The 19,697-nt window shown below is 50.9% G+C and carries 18 protein-coding genes and 1 tRNA gene; 7 read left to right on the forward strand and 12 right to left on the reverse strand.

The features are described from left to right. Positions 1 to 37 precede the first annotated feature (37 nt). On the forward strand, positions 38 to 541 hold the full coding sequence (locus Q4E93_RS23270) for a SixA phosphatase family protein (RefSeq protein ID WP_303589407.1): 504 nt from the start codon (positions 38 to 40) through the stop codon (positions 539 to 541). Here the strand turns inward: Q4E93_RS23270 and Q4E93_RS23275 are convergent. Continuing rightward, positions 516 to 1,520 (reverse strand): glycosyltransferase, encoded by a 1,005-nt coding sequence (locus tag Q4E93_RS23275; RefSeq protein ID WP_303589409.1) that lies wholly within the window; start codon positions 1,518 to 1,520, stop codon positions 516 to 518. The two genes, Q4E93_RS23270 and Q4E93_RS23275, sit on opposite strands and share 26 nt — an antisense overlap. Before the next feature lie 370 nt (positions 1,521 to 1,890). On the opposite strand from Q4E93_RS23275, the gene Q4E93_RS23280 reads away from it, so the two are divergent. Continuing rightward, the gene (locus tag Q4E93_RS23280; protein WP_303589411.1) at positions 1,891 to 2,139 is read left to right on the forward strand and encodes a hypothetical protein; all 249 of its coding nucleotides are present in this window, start codon (positions 1,891 to 1,893) and stop codon (positions 2,137 to 2,139) included. 16 nt (positions 2,140 to 2,155) lie between these two features. Here the strand turns inward: Q4E93_RS23280 and Q4E93_RS23285 are convergent, their stop codons facing one another. The 3 genes from Q4E93_RS23285 to Q4E93_RS23295 all read right to left on the reverse strand — a co-directional run bounded on the left by Q4E93_RS23285 (position 2,156) and on the right by Q4E93_RS23295 (position 4,775). Next, positions 2,156 to 3,421, reverse strand: a complete 1,266-nt coding sequence (locus Q4E93_RS23285) for a pyridoxal phosphate-dependent aminotransferase (RefSeq protein ID WP_303589412.1) — start codon at positions 3,419 to 3,421, stop codon at positions 2,156 to 2,158. A gap of 43 nt (positions 3,422 to 3,464) precedes the next feature. Then, positions 3,465 to 4,688, reverse strand: a complete 1,224-nt coding sequence (locus Q4E93_RS23290) for a hypothetical protein (protein WP_303589414.1) — start codon at positions 4,686 to 4,688, stop codon at positions 3,465 to 3,467. Between the two features lie 14 nt (positions 4,689 to 4,702). Then, positions 4,703 to 4,775: transfer RNA gene (locus tag Q4E93_RS23295), tRNA-Thr, on the reverse strand. A 65-nt stretch (positions 4,776 to 4,840) separates the two neighbouring features. Here Q4E93_RS23295 and Q4E93_RS23300 point away from each other — a divergent pair. Further along, the gene (locus Q4E93_RS23300; protein ID WP_303589416.1) at positions 4,841 to 7,075 is read left to right on the forward strand and encodes a putative Ig domain-containing protein; all 2,235 of its coding nucleotides are present in this window, start codon (positions 4,841 to 4,843) and stop codon (positions 7,073 to 7,075) included. Here the strand turns inward: Q4E93_RS23300 and Q4E93_RS23305 are convergent. Together Q4E93_RS23305 and msrB are read right to left on the reverse strand one after the other, a co-directional pair. Further along, positions 7,072 to 7,950 carry an NAD(P)-dependent oxidoreductase gene (locus Q4E93_RS23305; protein WP_303589418.1) on the reverse strand — a complete coding sequence of 293 codons (879 nt, stop codon included), beginning with the start codon at positions 7,948 to 7,950 and terminating at the stop codon, positions 7,072 to 7,074. The two genes, Q4E93_RS23300 and Q4E93_RS23305, sit on opposite strands and share 4 nt — an antisense overlap. 58 nt (positions 7,951 to 8,008) lie before the next feature. After that, on the reverse strand, positions 8,009 to 8,584 hold the full coding sequence (msrB, locus tag Q4E93_RS23310) for a peptide-methionine (R)-S-oxide reductase MsrB (protein WP_303589420.1): 576 nt from the start codon (positions 8,582 to 8,584) through the stop codon (positions 8,009 to 8,011). Positions 8,585 to 8,723: 139 nt separating this feature from the next. Here msrB and Q4E93_RS23315 point away from each other — a divergent pair, with 139 nt between their 5' ends. Then, complete coding sequence (locus tag Q4E93_RS23315) at positions 8,724 to 9,305, forward strand: adenylate kinase (protein WP_303589422.1); 582 nt, start codon at positions 8,724 to 8,726, stop codon at positions 9,303 to 9,305. A gap of 24 nt (positions 9,306 to 9,329) precedes the next feature. Here the strand turns inward: Q4E93_RS23315 and Q4E93_RS23320 are convergent, their stop codons facing one another. Continuing rightward, complete coding sequence (locus Q4E93_RS23320; RefSeq protein ID WP_303589424.1) at positions 9,330 to 10,322, reverse strand: S1C family serine protease; 993 nt, start codon at positions 10,320 to 10,322, stop codon at positions 9,330 to 9,332. Between the two features lie 94 nt (positions 10,323 to 10,416). Here Q4E93_RS23320 and paaZ point away from each other — a divergent pair, with 94 nt between their 5' ends. Next, positions 10,417 to 12,462: a phenylacetic acid degradation bifunctional protein PaaZ gene (gene paaZ, locus Q4E93_RS23325; RefSeq protein WP_303589426.1), complete on the forward strand. Its 2,046-nt coding sequence runs from the start codon at positions 10,417 to 10,419 to the stop codon at positions 12,460 to 12,462. Next, the gene (locus tag Q4E93_RS23330; protein WP_303589428.1) at positions 12,459 to 13,232 is read left to right on the forward strand and encodes an enoyl-CoA hydratase/isomerase family protein; all 774 of its coding nucleotides are present in this window, start codon (positions 12,459 to 12,461) and stop codon (positions 13,230 to 13,232) included. Before paaZ ends, Q4E93_RS23330 begins: the two co-directional genes overlap by 4 nt. 6 nt (positions 13,233 to 13,238) lie before the next feature. Here the strand turns inward: Q4E93_RS23330 and Q4E93_RS23335 are convergent, their stop codons facing one another. The 4 genes from Q4E93_RS23335 to fabG form a co-directional block, all read right to left on the reverse strand. Beyond that, entirely contained in the window at positions 13,239 to 13,874 is a 636-nt protein-coding gene (locus tag Q4E93_RS23335; RefSeq protein WP_303589430.1) for a carbonic anhydrase, read from the reverse strand. A gap of 97 nt (positions 13,875 to 13,971) precedes the next feature. Beyond that, positions 13,972 to 15,555 carry a SulP family inorganic anion transporter gene (locus Q4E93_RS23340; RefSeq protein ID WP_303589431.1) on the reverse strand — a complete coding sequence of 528 codons (1,584 nt, stop codon included), beginning with the start codon at positions 15,553 to 15,555 and terminating at the stop codon, positions 13,972 to 13,974. Between the two features lie 174 nt (positions 15,556 to 15,729). Beyond that, on the reverse strand, positions 15,730 to 16,032 hold the full coding sequence (locus tag Q4E93_RS23345) for a hypothetical protein (protein ID WP_303589432.1): 303 nt from the start codon (positions 16,030 to 16,032) through the stop codon (positions 15,730 to 15,732). Between the two features lie 103 nt (positions 16,033 to 16,135). Next, positions 16,136 to 16,888, reverse strand: coding sequence for a 3-oxoacyl-[acyl-carrier-protein] reductase (fabG, locus tag Q4E93_RS23350; protein ID WP_303589433.1), 753 nt, complete (start codon positions 16,886 to 16,888; stop codon positions 16,136 to 16,138). Between the two features lie 32 nt (positions 16,889 to 16,920). Here fabG and Q4E93_RS23355 point away from each other — a divergent pair, with 32 nt between their 5' ends. Beyond that, positions 16,921 to 18,180: a hypothetical protein gene (locus Q4E93_RS23355; RefSeq protein ID WP_303589434.1), complete on the forward strand. Its 1,260-nt coding sequence runs from the start codon at positions 16,921 to 16,923 to the stop codon at positions 18,178 to 18,180. Here Q4E93_RS23355 and Q4E93_RS23360 read toward each other — a convergent pair. Next, positions 18,155 to 19,678 (reverse strand): GH3 auxin-responsive promoter family protein, encoded by a 1,524-nt coding sequence (locus tag Q4E93_RS23360; protein WP_303589435.1) that lies wholly within the window; start codon positions 19,676 to 19,678, stop codon positions 18,155 to 18,157. The two genes, Q4E93_RS23355 and Q4E93_RS23360, sit on opposite strands and share 26 nt — an antisense overlap. Positions 19,679 to 19,697: the final 19 nt, after the last annotated feature.

Genomic DNA, 19,697 nt, shown 5'->3' on the forward strand with positions numbered 1-19,697 from the left:
GCTAAAATGAGTAGATTTATATAGCCAAACTTCCGCCATGAAAACCCTATTGATCATACGACACGCAAAAAGCAGCTGGGATAATGCCGACCTGAATGATATCGATCGACCTCTGAACGATCGGGGCAAGCGTGATGCCCCCGTAATGGCGGGAAGATTGATCAAAGCTGGCGTTAAAACAGATCTTTTTGTTTCCAGTCCCGCCAAAAGAGCCCGCCAAACCGCCGGGATCTTTATGCATGAATTCGGAAGAAAAGAAAAAGAGCTCGTCATTATCCAGCAATTATATCATGCCCAGGTACAGGATTTCAAAGAAGTAGTGGCCAGCATCGACGACCGGTATGATTCCATAGCCCTCTTTTCACATAACCCCGGGATCACTGCCTTTGCAAATATTCTAAGTTCCGTTCGCCTGGATAATATGCCCACTTGCAGCATATTCGCAGTCACCAGCCCGGCAGAGAGCTGGAAAGGATTCCTCAGCAGCGGTCCGACATTTTGGTTCTTCGATTATCCTAAATCGATAGGGGAGAAGGATTGATCTTTTCCAGCAATGCTGCTATGGCGCCCTGTAATGAATTCCTTTCTTCCTCCACCGGGACAAATGGAAATTTCTCCACTTCCACCAGTGCATTCGCAAGTGAGAACTCCGCTTGCTTCGTGCAAAAAGCAATCTTTTTATCCGACAAATATTTGCCCAGGTATTCCTGCTCCGTTTGCCCCGGCGTGGGTATAAGGATCGCTTTCTTCCCCAAACGCACCAGGTCCATCACCGTGCTATAACCAGCCCTGGCCACCACCAGCTTCGTGCGCAGCAAGATTTCATTCAACGCCCGCGCAGGCAGGTGGTCATGTACCTCCACCTCCCGTAAATCAACCTCCAATGGCCCGCCTCCCCCCGGTAGACCGCGTACCAGCACCACCTTGCCCGAAAAAGCACCCAATTGACCCAGAACCTTCTTTTCAAGGATGGTACGCTGCGGTTCCGGACCCGAAAGAAGGACCAACAGGTCTACCCAACTTCCTTCTGCCTGAGCAAGCCCCTCCATCCGTGTCAATATTCCAATATACCGGGCCGGAACCGCCGGCATCCGAGGGGGATGCGAAAGCTTTCCGGCTAACCCCGACCCCCGCTCCCAGTCAGGAACCCAGCAGATGGAAAACCGCTCTATAAGCCGGTAATGCAGTCTTTGTGCCCACCGGTCCACCCATGAGCCAAGGGAGGTTCTGAGGCCCAGCTGATGCGTAATAAACACGGAATAGATCCCTTTTCCCCATAAACCATATCGATTATCAGAGATCACTGCATCTAATTCCGTTTGATCCCTGAATTGCCGCAGCCAGCGACCTTCCTCCTTGACCCGGGTCAATATTTTAGGTATGGAACCTATCAGCCGAAGGAACGTAAAGGCACGGTTTTTGCCATATCTTATGTGATAGCCAGGCAGTTCTACAAACGATAGGAAGGGAAATTCTTTTTTTAAGAGCTCTTTTTGGTCGCCCATAGCCGCGATCCACACCTCACATTTGAAATTTATTAATTCTTTAATGATTGGTATACATCTGGTTGCGTGCCCTAAACCCCAGTCGAGGGGGGCAACAAGTATCCTGGGTTTTCGTGCAATAGGATTGTTAATTTTTAAGAGAGTTGCCAAACGGGATACTTTTTTCTTAACAAAATAGTTAAATTAGTAAGACTAAAGCCATGAAATCAAGCAAAACTTCGAGGCCGATATTGATTCTCTTATTATTATTTAGTAGCATTGTAATAATTAGCTGCAACGCAGGAAGAGGAATCGGTGGAAGCAGTAAGAAATGCGGTTGTGGCGTGACGAGTGGTATGGCTGGTTATAAATAAGGTACGTCTGGTTATTAAAATCTAATAAAGTAATGAAAACTTGTAACAGAGATTTGCTTGTTTTGGTGAAAGATGAACAAATGAACGAACAGTCCATGGAGCAGGAACTGGAACAGCTCAATGAACTTTTATTCCACTTTGAAACCATCGATAGCTTTTGCGTTGCCCATGAAGTATTCGATATCAACAAGCACAAGACATTGTATAAGCGGGACGCCATGCAAAAGATCATCCGTGAAAAGGAATTAAAACCCTTCATCTTCATTTGTAATAAGAACTAATGACGAAAATTTACGCTTAAAGGTCAGATGACAGTTGCTTCATAGCCTCACGTAATTTGTCGATCATTTCTCCTATTTCCTCCACACGACAGGTTCCTACACTCAGCCGGTACCAGGGAGAGCTTTTGGAAGCTCCGAATGCGGAGAATGGTACAACCGCCAGCTTGGCTTCATTCAACAGATAAGAAGTAACATCTGTTTGCTCCTTCAACGTTTTTCCATTCTTTGTATGCAGACCGGCCAGATCCATCTTGATGGTCAGATAAATAGCCGCCTCCGGCGCCAGCACATCCACGCGGAATCCCTCCTTCTTTAATTGCTGAAGACCGGCATGAATGCGTTGCAACCTATCGGATACAGCTGAACGAAATGTTTGCAGATATTCATCGATCTTATTTTTTTCCAGCAGGAAGGCTGCCGTAGCCTTTTGCTCCGCCATAGGCGCCCATGCACCGATATGCGTGAGAATGGCTTTCATTTTACCGATGATCTCCGCAGGACCGAAAGACCAGCCGACACGCACCCCTGTCGCTGCAAAGACCTTACTGATAGCATCGATATAGATCGTATACTGCCGCATAGCCGGATAAAGTGAGACCGGATCATAATGACGGATCTCTCCATATGTCAGCTGCCAATACATCTGGTCATACAAAAGGAATAACTTCTTTTCCCCCTCCTTGCGGCGGGTATTCTCTTCCATCACCAGCTCGCAGATGGCCGAAAGATCCTTACGGGAAATGGTGGTCCCCGTCGGATTCTGTGGCGAGCAAAGACAGATAAGCGTGGCATCTTTGACATGCGGCCGGATCGCTTCCGCCGTAGGCATGAAATTATTTTCAGCATGCGCCTCGATCACCACATGCTCCCCCCAGTTAAGATGCGTATAATGATTATTATTCCAGGACGGTACAGCGTAGACCACCTTGTCGCCTTCGTCTATCAGCGTCCGGAATAACGCATAGATCAGCGGGCGCCCTCCGCTTGCAACAAGGATCTCGTCCAATCCATAGGTCAGCCCCTCCCTCTCTTTCAAAAAAGCAGCAATGGACTGACGAAGGTCCAGGTTACCCTCCGCTAAAGGATAATTGGTAAAATGGTGGCGGTAAGCGTCAATAATGCCATCCTCCAAACCCTTAGGGATCGGGAAGATGGCTGGATCAAAATCTCCTACCGTAAAATTATAGATCTTCTCCCCCTGTCTGATCTTCTCGCGGATGTCTCCGCCCAGCTTGACAATTTCAGAACCAATAAGCGTTTCGGCTAAATGTGATAGCTGCATGACTTGTTATTTTGTGAATTCCGGCGCGTAAAGATAATCATAATCATTTACAGGTCTCCAATACATGCAATACGTACGGGTCCACAGGAACGACGGTATCCTGCAAAGGTTTGCCAAAAAAATGGGTTTCATATTCGTTCCGGTATCTTCCTCCTGCCTGGTTACGCGCCAGCGCCCGTTTATCGAAGGCCGTGTAAGTGGAATACACTAGAGCCCCAAGCCCTGCGACAACATACAGTGCTACCATCGCTCGGATCAACAGCGTCCTGACCGGTAGCCCCTGCAGCAATATCATGACGACCAGCGGCGCCACCGGTATCCAGAAACGAACGTCAAAAAATGGCCAGCTAAATATCAACACGCTATAAAGCACCATGTACACGCTCACGGTCACAGGCACTTTCTTTTTCCGGCGCATAAGACAATAGAACACTACAGCCATTAAGAGCAATCCCGCCGCAATAAATATCCATCGCCCGATAGTCGCGAATTTGCCGGCGGGGACATTCAGCAACAGCTCTCCCCACTCCGCCAAATGCTTTCCCAACAAGACTTTCCATCCTGGGCCCGTACGCCGCACACTATTTAAATAAAGCATGCCATTCAGATCTCTCAACCCGGCAAATAAGCCTGCTAACGTCACCAACCCCAATAGACCAGCAACCTTCCAATGCCTTACCAGCACTTCCCTATGATGCCATCCAAGCCCCGCCAGCAACGCCGGAACAAGCGCAATCCCCACTGCCCGGGTAAAGATGGCCGCACCTGCAAACAGGAATGCAACGACCAATGAACCCGCCCGCATTCCCCGGTCCGTATACAATCGAAAAAAAAACAGACTTCCGCAGGCAAAGAACAGATATTGCATTTCCGACAATGGATAAGCGAAGTATTTAATAAAGGGATATCCCAGCAGCAGCACCACCACGCCTGTTTCCAGCTTACGACTGGTAGCTGGTCCCTTTTCGTGCTGAAACAATTTGCCCGTGAAATACAGCGCACCTGCCAGATAAACCAGGTTGACCAATGCAATGGTAAAAGGGTACAACAAACACATCCGGGACAAGAGCCACAATAACGCAGGATAACCGTAAGGACGTGGATCGTCAGCGGCCTGGAAACCGGGAGGACAGGAGTGCTCCAGGCAATCCTTTAAGGCAAAATAATGGATACTATCGTATTCCAGCCTCAGGGGGGAAAAGCAGTTGATCAGGTAGCAGGCCAGCAGCGCTGCTATGAGAAAACTACCGAAAGAGGCATTACGCATGACAAAAAACGATGAGCCAACTATCGGAATCGAACCGACGACCCTTTCATTACGAATGAAATGCTCTACCAGCTGAGCTAAGTTGGCTAATTCCCTTGCAGGGACTGCAAATTTACAGGCTCTTTTGTAATTTCAAGGCTTAAACCTGCAATATGTTGAAATTAGTAGCTTTTTTCTTGACCCTTTCCATATTCTCTTCCCTTTCCGCCCAGGACCTTTCTATCAATGGCCCCTGGAAGTTCAAAACAGGCGATCAACCCGGCTGGGCTGTCCCTGGCCTCAATGATTCCGCCTGGTCCACCATCCATACAGGCGCATCCTGGGAAAATCAGGGATATAAAGGTTATGACGGGTTCGCATGGTACAGGCTGCATATTGTTATCCCATCCTCGATAAAAGATAAAGCCTTCTTAAAGGAAAAAATACGCTTCGACCTGGGCAAGATCGACGATGGGGACGAATTTTACCTCAACGGGTTCCTTATAGGCAGAAATGCGGGAAAAGGTGGAACCATCCAGTCCGGCGACTGGCAGCAGCAACGTTCCTATACCATCCCGCTTACAGATGGGCGGATCCATTGGGACAAGGACAATGTCATCGCCATCCGTGTTTGGGATCATGATGGCGATGGGGGCATGTACGACGGGAAATATGGCATCAGCGTCATGGACGTCACAGACTATATATCACTGGATATGAGCACCGATGAATTCCACTTCTCCGCCGCCGACGCCAGACAATTCAGTAAAAAGATCGTCTTGCGGTCCTCCAGCGAAAAATTTGACTTCACAGGCCGCCTGAATATCCGCGTAGTCGATCCATTTTCGGGAACGGCTGTCTACAAACAAACCATTGGTACGGACTTCGCCCAGGACCGCCCCTTTGAGTATACCGTCAAAACCTCCTTACCCCAACAAGGTCCTTATCGCGTGGAATACAGCTTTGAAGAAGGCAGGAGCAAAAAGATCGTGACGGCCGCCGAAGAAGTTCCTTATATCCTTACGCCTTCACCAGGCGCAGCACCCCGGATCAATGGCCCGGAAATATACGGGGTACGGCCAGACGCCCCCTTCCTTTATAAGATCCCCGCTACAGGAGAAAAGCCCGCAGCCTACTCGGCCACCGGCCTCCCATCCACGCTCTCCCTTGATAAAAGCTCCGGCATCATTACAGGCTCGATAGCAAAAAAAGGCAGCTACCCCGTCCAGCTGACAGTGAAGAATCATGCCGGAACGGCCACCCGCCGGTTTACCATTATTTGCGGCGACAAGATTGGGCTCACCCCTGCCCTTGGCTGGAATAGCTGGAATTGCTGGGGTCTCAGCGTCAGCGATGAGAAAGTAAAAGCCTCCGCCGCTGCCATGTCGGAAAAACTGGCCGACCATGGCTGGTCCTATATTAATATAGACGACGGGTGGGAAGAAAAGAGAGATGACAAGGGTGAGATCCTTACCAATAACAAATTCCAGGACATGAAAGCGCTTTGCGATCATGTCCATGGTCTCGGACTAAAGATCGGCATTTATTCCTCCCCCGGCCCCAGGACCTGCGGAGGCTACCTGGGTAGCTATCAGCATGAAGACCAGGATGCGGCTACTTATGCCCGTTGGGGGATCGATTACCTTAAATACGATTGGTGCTCGTATGGGGAAATAGCCCCCCAAGCTCCCTCTCTCGATGAAATGAAAAAACCCTATATCATCATGCGCAAGGCCCTCGACAAAACGGGGAGGGACATTCTTTACAGCCTCTGTCAATACGGGATGGGAGATGTTTGGAAATGGGGAGGCGAAATAGGAGCTAACTCATGGCGTACCACCGGCGACATCACTGACACCTGGGGCAGCATGGCTGGCATCGGCTTCAGCCAGGAGAAGGCAGCTCCATATACAGCTCCGGGAAACTTCAACGACCCGGACATGCTGGTGGTCGGCAGGGTAGGCTGGGGACCAAGCCTCCATAACGCACGCCTGACCCCTGACGAACAATACACCCATATCAGTCTCTGGTCCCTCCTGTCAGCGCCACTGCTTATCGGCTGCGACATGAGCCGTCTGGATAACTTCACCCTGGGACTGCTCACCAACGACGAAGTTCTGGCCGTAGACCAGGACGCCCTGGCAAGACCCGCTAAAAAAGTCTGGGATAAAGACAACATCCAGGTCTGGGTAAAGGAACTGAAAGACGGCAGCAAGGCAGTGGGCATCTTTAATCAGGGGGCCCAACCCGCCAAACCCACGATCCCCTATTCCAGCCTGGGCCTACCCGCCCAATTAAAGGTGCGGGACCTTTGGCGCCAGCAAGACCTTACTTCCATTCAAAAAGCCTTTACGCCACGTATTCCGGCACATGGGGTGGTATTATTAAAAGTAAAAGCAAAGACCTAGAACACGGGTTGCTCCTCGTCTGAAGCGCTCAAAAAAGGGAGAATAGCCATCATGTCCTGTTCTCCCCATTCATGTGTAGCTTCCCTGAAGCTGTCTTCCAGGGCCAGCCCGCCTGGTGTATGAAGTCCTTGCTCCCGGGCCAGCCGCAGGTCCTTGGCCATAAGTTTAAGGGCAAAAGCTGCTTCGTAATGATTATTCTCAATATTGGCGGTTTTCAGGCGGATCAGGACATTGCTAAGCGCACTTTCGTTGATCACGGCCAGCATATCTTTGGGGGCAATGCCATTTTCACGGGCAAAAAGCACCGATTCCGCCAGGCCTTGCACATTAAAAGCCAATAGCAGGTTAATTGCCAGCTTGGCGCTATGGCCTGCCCCTTGTTCACCCAGTAGAAATGATTTCTTACCCAGCTTTTCAAAGACAGGCAACACTGATTCATACACTGTTCGCTTACCGCCTACCATGAATACCAGTTGTCCCTGCTCTGCCGGTTTTACACTACCCGAAACAGGAGCATCCAGGTATTCCACCCCTTTTTCCGCCAACTGACCTGCCAATTCTCTTGTCGTGGCTGGAGAGACGGTGCTCATATCGATAACGATCTTTCCGGCGGGCGCGTTCTCCAGCAATCCCCCGTCATTTTTATATACAGCCTGGAGCGCCGCATCATCCGCCACCATAGTGATAAGGACATCCGCCTTACCCCAAAGCTCCCGGGGACTGGAAGCCAGGGAGGCCCCTTCCGCCACCAGCGGGTCAGCCTTGGAAATCGTGCGATTATATACAGATACGGGAAATCCTGCTTTCAGGAGATTGCGTACCATGGGAATGCCCATGTTCCCCAATCCGATCCAGCCTATGCGTTGCGTTGCCATTATTTCCGATTTTTGGATAAAGTTAGGAATGGATGATGGGAATGGTTGTCGCAGGTCCTTATTGCTTGTCTGCGTTGTATTTTTTCTCCGCCTCCTTTGCTTTTTCAAAATCCAATACTACTCCGTTGATGCAGTAGCGCAGATGGGTGGGGGGAGGGCCATCGTTGAACACATGCCCTAAATGCGACTTGCACCTTCCGCACATCACTTCCGTGCGGTCCATGCCGTAAGAATGGTCCGACGCATAGATGATGCTGCTCTTGCTGATGGGCTGGTAAAAGCTCGGCCATCCACAGCCACTGTCGAATTTCGTATCGCTTTGGAAAAGAGCATTACCACAGACGGCGCAGTAATAAGTGCCTACGTCATGGAGATTCTCCAACGGGCTGGTCCAGGCCCGTTCAGTACCCTTTTTCCTTGCCACCTCATAGACATCTGCCGGTAAGATCTTCTTCCACTGCTCGTCCGTAACATTTACAGGCGTCTTGTCAGTGCGTGAATAAGCCGGGTTGGTTGTTTTTTTCGAAGTATCCATAGTATTCAATTTCGCTGGAGTGGAAGACTGGGAATAAGTGCATTGCTGCAGCAGCAGGGCCAGCACTATAAAGGTGATATTTCTTATCAGGTATTTCATGCTTTATTTTTATACAACAAATCTACGAAGCCTATGTTCGGGCAGATTGTCGGCAAATAGACAGCCGGACAGCTCTTAACATTTCATTTTCTTGGATTCCTGCCTTATATTTGTCCACTCACAAGGGTAAGTAGTACATATGTTCAATTTAATTCTATTCGGACCGCCCGGTAGCGGAAAAGGCACCCAGTCAGAACGGCTTATTTCCAAATATGGACTGAAGCACCTCAGCACGGGCGACCTCCTGCGTAGCGAAATCGCAGGCCTCACGCCGCTGGGACTGGCAGCTAAGAGCTTCATGGACAAGGGACAGCTCGTTCCCGACGAGGTGGTCATCGAAATGATCAGCTCTGCCCTTGACAATAATCCCCAGGCCAATGGCTTCCTGTTCGATGGCTTCCCCCGCACCACTGCCCAGGCGGAAGCGCTGGACAAACTGCTGACCCAGAAAGGCACTTCCATCGCCGTCGTTCTGGCTCTCCAGGTAAGCGAATCAGAGCTGGTAAAGCGCCTGCTCAACCGCGGACTTACTTCCGGTCGCTCGGACGACACCAAGGAAGACGTTATTCTGGCCCGTCTTGCCGAATACGAGAAAAAGACGGCTGCCGTGGCAGACCACTATAAAAAATATGATAAAGTGGTCTATATCAAAGGAGAAGGAAACATCGATGAAATATTCGATTCCCTCTCGGACGCCATTGATCAACGCAGGAGGGCCTAAATAGCCCATTGCATCGCTTTCGGTTTATTTCATCTCGCCAGGGATCACGTTCACCAGCGCCTTATGGCCATTGCGCAGCACTTCCATACGGGTAGACCGCCCGATCACGCCTTCTCCTAGTTCTTTGTGCAGCTCGTCCACTGTCCCGACCGCCTTGCCATTGAAAACCACTATGATATCCCCCGCCCGCAGCTCGTTGTTATACGTAGGCTGGTCCGGGACTACCTCGGAAATATAAACCCCGGTCTTCTTTTCCAGCCGGTTAGCCGCAATCATCCTTCCGGTGAGATTGACTACCTGGCCTGCTATTCCCAGATAGGCACGCTTTACCTTGCCGGTCATGATCAGCTTCCCTGCCACAAAAGCAGCCAGGTTGGAAGACACGGCAAAACAAAGCCCCTGAGCCGAGATGATCGTCGCCGTGTTCACCCCGATCACCTGACCTAAAGAATTCACCAACGGACCTCCTGAATTACCCGGGTTAAGGGAAGCGTCGGTTTGTATAATGTCGTCGATCAAACGTCCATTATTGGCCCGCAAGGTTCGTCCCAGGGCGCTAACCACCCCCGCCGTTACCGTATGCTGCAGCCCCAGCGGATTACCGATGGCAATGGCGATCTGCCCGGGCTGTAAGGCCTCGGAATTGGCAAAGCTCAATGCCTTCAGGCCCGTCTCATAGATCTTCAACACCGCTATATCTGTCGAAGGATCGGTCCCCTTCAGCTCGGCATTCACCGTCCTGCCATCCGCGAGCGCAACCTTTATTTCACGGGCGTCCTCTATCACGTGATGATTGGTGACGATGAAGCCATCCGAAGAAATGACAAATCCCGAACCCGAGCCGGGTGCCAGTTTCTGCTGCCCTCCCCTCCGGTCTCTGACGGGTTTCTGTACCTGGATATGCACGACAGCCTCCGCTACCTGACCTACTACGCCGGTGATCGTTTTGGAATAGACATCCAACAGATCATGATCCGTTGGACCCGCATGATCGATGAAAGAATAATTATTTTCCATGGAAAGTCTGTTCCAAATGGCGCACCAATCTTTTCAGGTGCCAGTCTGTCACAAAAGTTTCTATACATTTGCAGGCATACAAACGATCGTTAGCATGCCAAAGCTTGGAAATTACATAACTGGAGAATGGATCACCGGCGACGGAGAGGGACAGGCCCTGTATAACGCGGTCACCGGCGAAACGATAGCACATGCCAGTACCAAAGGTCTCGACTTCAAGGCCATACTTGCCTATGCCCGGTACGCTGGTAACCCTGCGCTACGCAAAATGACCTTCCCTGAAAGAGGCCGCATGCTCAGGGCCCTTGCCCTCTACCTTAAAGAAAGAGTCGAGCCCCTTTACAGGATCAGCTATCTCACTGGCGCCACCCGCGCCGACAGCTGGATTGACCTTGAAGGCGGCATTGGCAACCTTTTCTCGTATGCCTCGCTCCGGCGCAAGTTTCCCAACGAATCTTTCTGTCTCGACGGGGATGGGATGAGCCTGGGAAAAGCAAATACCTTTATGGGCCAACACATCCTGGTCCCCAAAGAAGGTGTGGCCATCCATATCAACGCATTCAACTTCCCCGTCTGGGGTATGCTGGAAAAAATAGCGGTCAACCTTTTGGCAGGCATTCCTGCCGTTGTTAAACCCGCCTCCGTTACCTCTTATCTGACAGAAGCCGTGGTCCGGGAGATCGTCGCTTCCGGCATTCTTCCCCCCGGCGCATTACAGCTCATCTGCGGCAGCGCCGGAGACCTGTTGGATCACGTGACGGACCAGGACGTGGTGACCTTCACCGGGTCGGCATCCACCGGACAGCAGCTCAAAGCCCACCCTGCCATCCTGCGGGAGAATACTCCTTTCAATATGGAGGCGGACTCCCTGAATTGCCTGATCCTGGGAGAGGACGTTGACCCTTCCATGCCGGAGTGGGACATTTTCATTAAGGAATTAAGAAAAGAAATGACGGTAAAGGCCGGTCAAAAATGCACTGCCGTCCGAAGGATCTTTGTCCCTGCTGCTAAAATGGAAGATGCCTGGAAGGCCCTGGCAAAAGCCCTTACCCAAACCACCATCGGCAACCCGGAAAATGAAAAAGTTCGTATGGGTGCCCTGGCAGGCAATGTGCAGCGCGAGGAGGTCCGGGGACAGGTAAAGAGACTACTGGCTTCCTCACAGATCTTGTATGGCTCATTGGACAACGTATCCGTTATCGATGCCGACAGCGTGAAAGGCGCCTTCCTCAGTCCATTATTGCTGCTGAACGAAAAACCTTTCACCAGCGAAGAACCCCATACCATCGAAGCATTTGGTCCCGTAAGCACCATTATGCCCTACAATGGCGCGAACGAAGCCATCGAATTATCCAAAAAAGGGAAAGGCTCGCTTTGCAGCACCATCGTCACGGCCGACCCGCGACAAGCCCGGGAATATGTGCTGGGCGCCGCCACCCATCACGGGAGAATACTTATCCTGAACAACGAATGCGCAAAGGAAAGCACCGGGCATGGAAGTCCCCTTCCCTTACTGGTACACGGAGGCCCCGGTCGCGCGGGCGGCGGAGAAGAGATGGGAGGCCTTCGCGGGGTGAAACATTATATGCAAAGGGTAGCCGTCCAGGGATCACCGTCCATGATCACCAGCCTTACACATTCCTGGCAGCCTCATGCCCGCCAGCATACGGAAGACAAACATCCTTTCCGGAAATATTTCGAAGAGCTGCAAATAGGTGATACTGTGATAACGCACAAACGCACCGTCACCGAGGCGGATATTACGAACTTTGCCAACCTCAGTTGGGACCATTTCTATGCCCATACCGACCACACTTCCCTGGAAGGCACATTATTCGAAAAGCCCGTAGCGCACGGCTATTTTGTGCTCAGCGCTGCCGCAGGTCTTTTCGTGGATGCAGGCAAGGGACCGGTTATGCTGAATTATGGCCTGGAAGAATGCCGCTTCCTTAAGCCCGTTTATGCCGGCACGACAATTGGCGTGCGCCTCACCTGTAAGGAGAAGATCGAACAGGAGAAAAGAGAAGAGACTGATCTGCCGCGGGGCATCGTTAAATGGTACGTGGATGTCTATGACCAGACAGGTGACAGCGTTGCAATCGCCACTATTCTTACTATGGTTCAAAAGAAATCATCATGACAACGTATAATATTCAACAAGGTTACGTAAAGACAGAGCACCACCAGGGCCTGACTACTATTGAATTCTTCCATCCTCAAAGCAATTCCCTGCCGGGGCGCTTACTGGAAGAGCTGACCCATGCCGTTCATGGAGCCGGCAATGACAAGGACACCCGCGTCATTATCCTACGTTCCGGCGGAGAAAAGGCATTTTGCGCCGGCGCCTCTTTCGACGAGCTGGTAGCAATTGAAAATGCCGAACAAGGCTTCCAGTTCTTCAACGGGTTTGCCAACCTGATCAATGCCATGCGCAAATGCCCGAAATTCATCATTGCCCGCATCCAGGGTAAATGCGTCGGGGGGGCCGTCGGTGTGGCGGCCGCCGCCGACTATGCCATTGCCGTCGAAGGCGCCGACGTAAAGCTCAGCGAGCTGGCCGTCGGCATCGGACCTTTTGTCGTTGGCCCGGCCGTGGAAAGAAAAATAGGGCTGGCCGGCTTCAGCAGTCTCTCTATCGATGCTACCATGTGGCGTAGCGCCGAATGGGCCCGCAGAAAAGGGCTTTATGCCGAACTTCATGCCGGCATAGCAGAGATGGACGAGGCGATCCACCGTATCTCCAACAACCTCCTCCATTCCAACCCCGAGGCAATGACCATGATGAAAGAAATGTTCTGGAAAGGTACTGAACACTGGGACCGCCTGCTGCCCGAAAGAGCCGCCATCAGCGGACGCCTCGTGCTCAGCCCATTCACCATGAACGCTATCCGACAATTCAAAAAGAAATAGACATGACTATAGTCCGTCATACTGATAGATCGGGTCAATATGCGATTTCGCATTCATCTCGAAGACAGGCTTGATGATCCCATCCTTCAGCCCATACACCCATCCATGCAGCTGAGGCCGCTGTTCTTTCTTCCAGGCGCGCTGGATGATCGAGGTCTCCGCGAGGTGGTTTACCTGCTCTTTAACATTGAGTTCCGTCAGCCTGTCCGTCCGCCGCTCCTCGTCCTCAATGGCATCCAGCTCCGCAGCATTTATCCTGTAGACATCCTTGATATTCCGGAGCCACATATTGAGCACATGCTGATAATCGGTCTTGGTCATAGCCGCTTTTACTCCACCGCATCCGTAATGGCCGCAGACGATGACATGCTGTACTTTCAAATGGTTTACGGCATAGTCCAGCACGCTGAGCAGGTTCACATCCGTATGAACTACCATATTGGCAATGTTGCGATGTACGAAGATCTCTCCCGGCTGCGTACCTGTGATCTTATCGGCCGGCACCCTGCTGTCGCTGCATCCGATCCATAGGAACTGAGGCGTTTGTAAATGAGACAATCTTTCAAAATATCCTGGATCGTCCGCCTTTACTTCCGAAGCCCAGGCTTTATTCTCAAGTAATAATTTCTCTATCGGTGTCATATGATGGTCTATTTGTGAATTTTCGTTCATATTGTAAAAATAATCTTTTTAGCGGACCAAAAGTCCGTTGCCGGAAGGGGCCAGCGCCTGTGAACAATCAGGCCGCCTGCTCATCCAGCTCTTCCCCTCCTATCACCAGCTGATGCAGCGACTTGAAAGTGCTCTTTTTGATCTCTACCTTGATATTCTTCAGGTGGGCGTGATGCATGAACTCATTGATGGTGTCTATTATATCCTTGTCAATAAAGTCCGCCCGGGTGATATCGATGAGGACAAATGAATTTGCCGGCACTTTCTCCAGCTTTTCTTTCACGATGGGTTTGTTCAGGAAGGATACGTCCTTTCTGAATCGCACCAGGTATTTATTTTCGTCATGTACGATCATCACCGCCGAATGGAAGTTGCTCCTTACCAGGAAAAAGAGGGATACGCCCATTCCGATGAGGATACCGATCAGCAGGTCGGTCAGCAGGATAGCTATAATAGTCACGACGAAAGGCACCAGTTGATCCAGCCCTTTCCGGTGGAACTCTCTGAAGAGGGCTGGTTTCGCCAGTTTGTAACCAGTGGCGATCAGGATAGCAGCCAGCGCGCTCAGTGGGATCAGGTTCAGCAGACCCGGAATGAACAGCACACTTAGCAGCAGCAGCGAACCATGGAGCATGGTTGAAAGCCTGGTCTTGCCTCCCGCATTGACGTTGGCCGAGCTGCGAACGATCACGGAGGTGATAGGGAGGCCCCCCAGAAGCCCTGAAACCATGTTGCCGACACCCTGCGCCTTCAGCTCCCGGTTAGCGGGCGTGCGCCGGTTGTAGGGGTCCAGCTTGTCCACCGCCTCGATGCTTAAAAGGGTCTCCAGGCTGGCTACCAACGCGATAGTAACGCCGGTGACCCACACCTGGCTATTGCCAAGATGCTGCCATTGGGGAAAACGTAACAGCTCACTCGCAGAGGTCAGTCCCGTTGTCACCGGGAGATTCACCATATGATTTGCCTCCAGCGCAAAGGTGCCGCCCAACCTGGATAGAAAGCTATTCAACAATACGCCGACGATCACCACCACCAGCGGACCAGGGACGAACTTGAACAATTTCTGGCGCTTGAAGAACTTCGTATCCCATATCCAAATGAGGATCAACGACACCAGCCCGATGATCAGTGCACCAGGAGAAAGATAGTTCAGGGAATAGATCACTTCGGAAAACGTATTTCTCCTGTCGATCTGTATAAAGGCCTCGTCCCCGTTAAAGTTCTTGTCGAATCCCGTCAGGTGCGGCACCTGTTTCAGAATAAGGATAATGCCGATAGCGGCCAGCATCCCCCGGATAACGGAGTTGGGAACATAGTCCCCGATCACCCCGGCCCGTATAAAGCCAAAGATCACTTGTATAATGCCGGCGATCACCACGGACAGCAGAAAGGCCTCAAATACCGGCATTTTTCCGATGGCAACGGCCACTACCGCGGTCAACCCGGCCGCGGGACCACTGACACTGAGAGAAGAGCCGCTCAGCGCACCAATGACAAGCCCGCCTACGATCCCGGCAATGACGCCGGAAAATAAAGGGGCGCCGGAACCCAGGGCAATGCCCAAGCACAAAGGCAGGGCCACAAGAAATACTACTACAGCAGCCGGAATATCCGAAGCTGCATTTTGAAAGAGGTTTTTGTTTTGATTCATGTTTTTTCATTTGAAGGATGAGTCAATAATAATTTTCTCCTTCATATGGGCAGACAAAAGCTCCTTACACGGAAGTTACTTCCGGGCAAGCAATGACACCAAATGTTTACCTGCCATTATTAGCAGGCCGGATGGAAAAATATAAAACGAAGGATTAAAAGGAGATCGGACAGCTTAGCAATTGGGAGGGGGGGTAAGAATATCATCTGCATGTCTGCCTTCCAGGCCTTCGCACTGGTGAGGGACAGGCTTGTGTCCGCTGATTAATATGGATTGAATGAGGGTAGGATGATAAACGGGCAAAAAATCTTTATTCAGGTCATCTCCGGCACGACTGACCTTGCCGTCAGCGTCTGCATGGACAAGTTCTTCCGTAGCCTGGCCCCCTAAGAGCCAGGCAATGGTTTGCTTTAATGGTAACAGCTGTATGCTCAGTACCAATAGCAAAAATACCGATATGATCTTTTTCGTAATCAAGCCCGACAAATATACAAGTTATCGACGTAACCTCATAGGCCGCGACAGGTTTTAACAAATTGATCAAATGGAGAATATGAGCCTGATGGCCCATACGAGAGTGCTAAATATTCAGCCCCCCGCAAGCGCTGATGACCTGCCCCGTGATATAAGAGCTCATATCGCTGGCAAGGAACAAAGTTGTATTGGCGATCTCTTCCGCACTGCCAAATCGGCCCAGCGGGATCTTCTCCAGAAAAGCTTTTGCGCCTTCCCCTTCTTTCAGATAATGCGTCATGTCAGTCTCCACAAAGCCGGGGGCAATGGCGTTACAGCGGATATTGCGGCTGCCCAGTTCAAGGGCCACCGACTTGGTAAAGCCGATAATTCCCGCCTTGGAAGCCGCATAGCTGCTTTGACCCGCATTTCCTCTTATGCCTACGATAGAGCTCATGTTGATGATGGACCCCTTTCGTGCCTTCATCATGGGCCGGATCACCTGCTTGGTCATATTGAATACGCTTTTCAGGTTGATATCCATCACATCGTCCCATTGCTCAGGACTCAGACGCAGTAATAAGTTGTCTTTTGAGATCCCCGCGTTGTTTACGCAGATATCCACCGCCCCGAATTCCTTTATGACGTCATTCACCAGGGACTCGCATTCCGCAAATACGCCTGCATTGCTTTTGTAAGCCTTTGCCTTTACGCCTAAACCCTTCAGCTTATCTTCCAGGCCCTTCGCTTTCTCCTCGCTGCTTAAAAAGGTAAAAGCCACCTGCGCACCTTCTTCGGCTAACTTGACGGCGATAGCTTCTCCGATACCCCGGCTGGCGCCGGTGACAATGGCAATTTTTCCTTCCAATAGTTTCTTCATGGCGTAAATATAAAATATTTATTTTGCAACCAATGGCCCCACGCAAATACTTACTGCTTATAATCCTGATCGCCTTTACGGTCGAAACCCTGTCCTCCACCTGGCTGCTCAAATTCACCGGTTGGGTTCCTTTTCTTTCCATCCTGTATTTCCTGGCCGGGATAGCCATCCCCCTGCTGCTGCTGTCCTTTCCCGTTGTAAAGATTCCCCACCCTCCCAAGAGGCACCTTCTCGCCCATACCACGCACTATCGGCTCATCCTCATCGGTCTGATCGCACTTGCCATGTATTCCTGGTGCCGGTATTGGTTCGAAGAGATTCCCATCGATATCAACAATGCCGATATGTTGCCCATCATCAAAGTGATGGGAGAACGCTTCGTCGCAGGGCACCATAAAAATGTATACGACACCATCCCGTGGATCTGGAATGGCATACAGCCTATTTATCTGCCAGCCATGTGGTTGCCCTATGTGCCCGCCATTGCAATAGGATTGGACATTCGCTGGATCACCATGGCAGGACTGCTGTTCTCTTTTGCCGTCTTCCTTTTTCTTTATAGACCAGAGGTCCATCGTTACCTTTCCTTCATTACGGGAGTGCTTGCTTTCCTTTTGTTCTGGTGGATCCTGGCGGATAATACACCCGGTATCATCAGCGTGTCTGAAGAAGGCGTGGTGATCGCTTACTATGTGCTGTTAGTGCTATCGCTGGTCTCCGGCAATCCCTGGTGGATTGGCATTACGGCCTCGCTGTGCATGCTTAGCCGCTATAGCCTCGTAGGCTGGATACCTGCCTACACGTTGTATTTGCTCCTGGATAGGAAATGGAAGAATATAGGCATCTTCGCCCTCACAGGAGCGCTTTGCTTCACCCTGCTCTTCCTCCTGCCCGTGGGCTGGCAAACCTTTAACAGGCTGGCGCACCTGCCCGGCAACTATGTTCCATTTGCCGCACGCGTATGGAAGGATAGTCCTGACGTCTTTTCCTCCTCTCCGGGACTCGCTTATTTTTTCGGACCGAAAAGAATTGTCTTTCTGCATACATTATTGATCAGTCTCAGCTTTATCGTTCCTTCCGGCTTTGTCTTGTACTGTTACAGGAGAAGCAAAAGGACACCCGTTGCCAACGTAGCGCTGGCGGCGCTCAAGCTCAGCCTCGTGATCTTTTACTGCTTTATCGACGTACCCTACCTCTATCTTTTTTATACGTCCTCTTTTGTAAGTCTTTTGATTGTTACGATGCTGCTGCGGACCAGGGATGAGATCATGTCTGGCTCAGCGATGGGATAAGTGCAAAGATCTCCTCAATATATTTCCGCTCATTGGACAGACGGGGCACCTTATGCTGTCCGCCCAGCTTGCCCCTGCTCTTGAGCCATTTTGTAAAGACGCCTTTTTCCAGAGCGTGCAAGATGGGCATGCGAAGGGCTATGTTCTTATGTCGTTTGGCTTCGTAATCGCTGTTGATGCTTTGCAGGGCTTTGTCCAGCTCGGCCGCGAACAGATCCAGGCTGGCAGGCTCTTTTTCAAATTCCACCAGCCACTCATGGGCGCCATTTCCCTGATCGCTGAAATAGACAGGCGCTGCAGTATAGTCGTTGACGACAGCTCCTGTTTTCTGACATGCTATCGCGATGGCCTTATCCGTGTTGTCCACGATGACCTCCTCTCCGAATGCATTGATGAAATGCTTCAGCCGTCCGCTGACCTTTATACGGAAAGGAAATCTGGAAGTAAACTGGATTGTATCTCCCAGCAAGTAGCGCCATAATCCTCCATTGGTATTGATCACCAGCGCATAGTTCTTGCCCAGTTCGACATCGGAGAGACCGATGGTCTCGGGGTTGGGCTTGCCGTATTCTTCCACAGGCATGAACTCCATGAAAATACCATGGTCCAGGAATAACAGCATTCCATCGTCATTGGGATTAGCCTGTGCGGCAAAAAAACCTTCACTGGCATTGTACATGTCCAGGTAGTGAATATCTTTCCCGATCAGCTTTCTCAATGGCTCTCTGTACGGCGTAAAGGAAACGCCCCCATGTATGTATAGCTCCAATGAAGGCCAGACTTCTGCAAGGCAGGATTTGCCCGTGATCTCCAGGATACGCCGGATGAGGACCATGGTCCACGTAGGTACCCCTGAAATAGAAGTGACATTTTCAGGAATGGTATTACGGGCCAGTCTTTCGATCTTATCCTCCCATTCATCCAGTAAGGCGATGCTCAGCTCGGGTGTCCGGATCCAATGTCCCCAAAATGGGGAGTTTTGTAAAAGCACCGCACTCAGGTCCCCATAATGCACGTCGTCATTCACCTGGTGGACAGTATGGCTTCCCCCAAGGACAAGACCTTTCCCGGTCAGCAGGTCCGAATCCGGGTTGAAATGATAATACATGGTTAGCACATCCTTCGCGCCTTTATAGTGGCAGTCCTGCAGGCTGTCTTCGCTGACAGGAATGAATTTGCTCTTATCGCTGGTGGTGCCGCTGCTCTTGGCAAACCAATTAACGGGCGTATTCCAGAGGATGTTTTCCTCCCCGTTCATAATGCGTTGGATATAAGGCTTCAGATCGTCATATTCATGAATAGGGACTGCCTGTTTGAATTCCCGGATTGAAAAGATCTTCGAAAAATTATATTTCCGGCCGAACTCCGTGTATTGCGCAGAAGTGACCAGGTGCTGCAAAACCTCCCGTTGCGTAGCCACCGGATTCTCCATCCACTGTTCGATACGCCAAAGCCGGAATCTGGCAAGTCTTGATATGGCAGGGCTGAGAAGTCTCATACACGATGATCTAAGGCAA

The sequence above is a fragment of the Flavitalea plasmicola genome, assembly GCF_030546645.1.
Taxonomy (GTDB): domain Bacteria; phylum Bacteroidota; class Bacteroidia; order Chitinophagales; family Chitinophagaceae; genus Puia.

Bases quoted from the DNA above. Each gene is read 5' to 3' on its own strand.
- Q4E93_RS23360 (WP_303589435.1), bottom strand. From the start codon at position 19,678: ATGAGACTTCTCAGCCCTGCCATATCAAGACTTGCCAGATTCCGGCTT.
- Q4E93_RS23300 (WP_303589416.1), top strand. From the start codon at position 4,841: ATGTTGAAATTAGTAGCTTTTTTCTTGACCCTTTCCATATTCTCTTCC.
- Q4E93_RS23330 (WP_303589428.1), top strand. From the start codon at position 12,459: ATGACAACGTATAATATTCAACAAGGTTACGTAAAGACAGAGCACCAC.
- paaZ (WP_303589426.1), top strand. From the start codon at position 10,417: ATGCCAAAGCTTGGAAATTACATAACTGGAGAATGGATCACCGGCGAC.
- Q4E93_RS23320 (WP_303589424.1), bottom strand. From the start codon at position 10,322: ATGGAAAATAATTATTCTTTCATCGATCATGCGGGTCCAACGGATCAT.
- Q4E93_RS23285 (WP_303589412.1), bottom strand. From the start codon at position 3,421: ATGCAGCTATCACATTTAGCCGAAACGCTTATTGGTTCTGAAATTGTC.
- Q4E93_RS23280 (WP_303589411.1), top strand. From the start codon at position 1,891: ATGAAAACTTGTAACAGAGATTTGCTTGTTTTGGTGAAAGATGAACAA.
- Q4E93_RS23355 (WP_303589434.1), top strand. From the start codon at position 16,921: ATGGCCCCACGCAAATACTTACTGCTTATAATCCTGATCGCCTTTACG.
- Q4E93_RS23290 (WP_303589414.1), bottom strand. From the start codon at position 4,688: ATGCGTAATGCCTCTTTCGGTAGTTTTCTCATAGCAGCGCTGCTGGCC.
- fabG (WP_303589433.1), bottom strand. From the start codon at position 16,888: ATGAAGAAACTATTGGAAGGAAAAATTGCCATTGTCACCGGCGCCAGC.
- Q4E93_RS23270 (WP_303589407.1), top strand. From the start codon at position 38: ATGAAAACCCTATTGATCATACGACACGCAAAAAGCAGCTGGGATAAT.
- Q4E93_RS23315 (WP_303589422.1), top strand. From the start codon at position 8,724: ATGTTCAATTTAATTCTATTCGGACCGCCCGGTAGCGGAAAAGGCACC.
- Q4E93_RS23340 (WP_303589431.1), bottom strand. From the start codon at position 15,555: ATGAATCAAAACAAAAACCTCTTTCAAAATGCAGCTTCGGATATTCCG.
- Q4E93_RS23335 (WP_303589430.1), bottom strand. From the start codon at position 13,874: ATGACACCGATAGAGAAATTATTACTTGAGAATAAAGCCTGGGCTTCG.
- msrB (WP_303589420.1), bottom strand. From the start codon at position 8,584: ATGAAATACCTGATAAGAAATATCACCTTTATAGTGCTGGCCCTGCTG.
- Q4E93_RS23305 (WP_303589418.1), bottom strand. From the start codon at position 7,950: ATGGCAACGCAACGCATAGGCTGGATCGGATTGGGGAACATGGGCATT.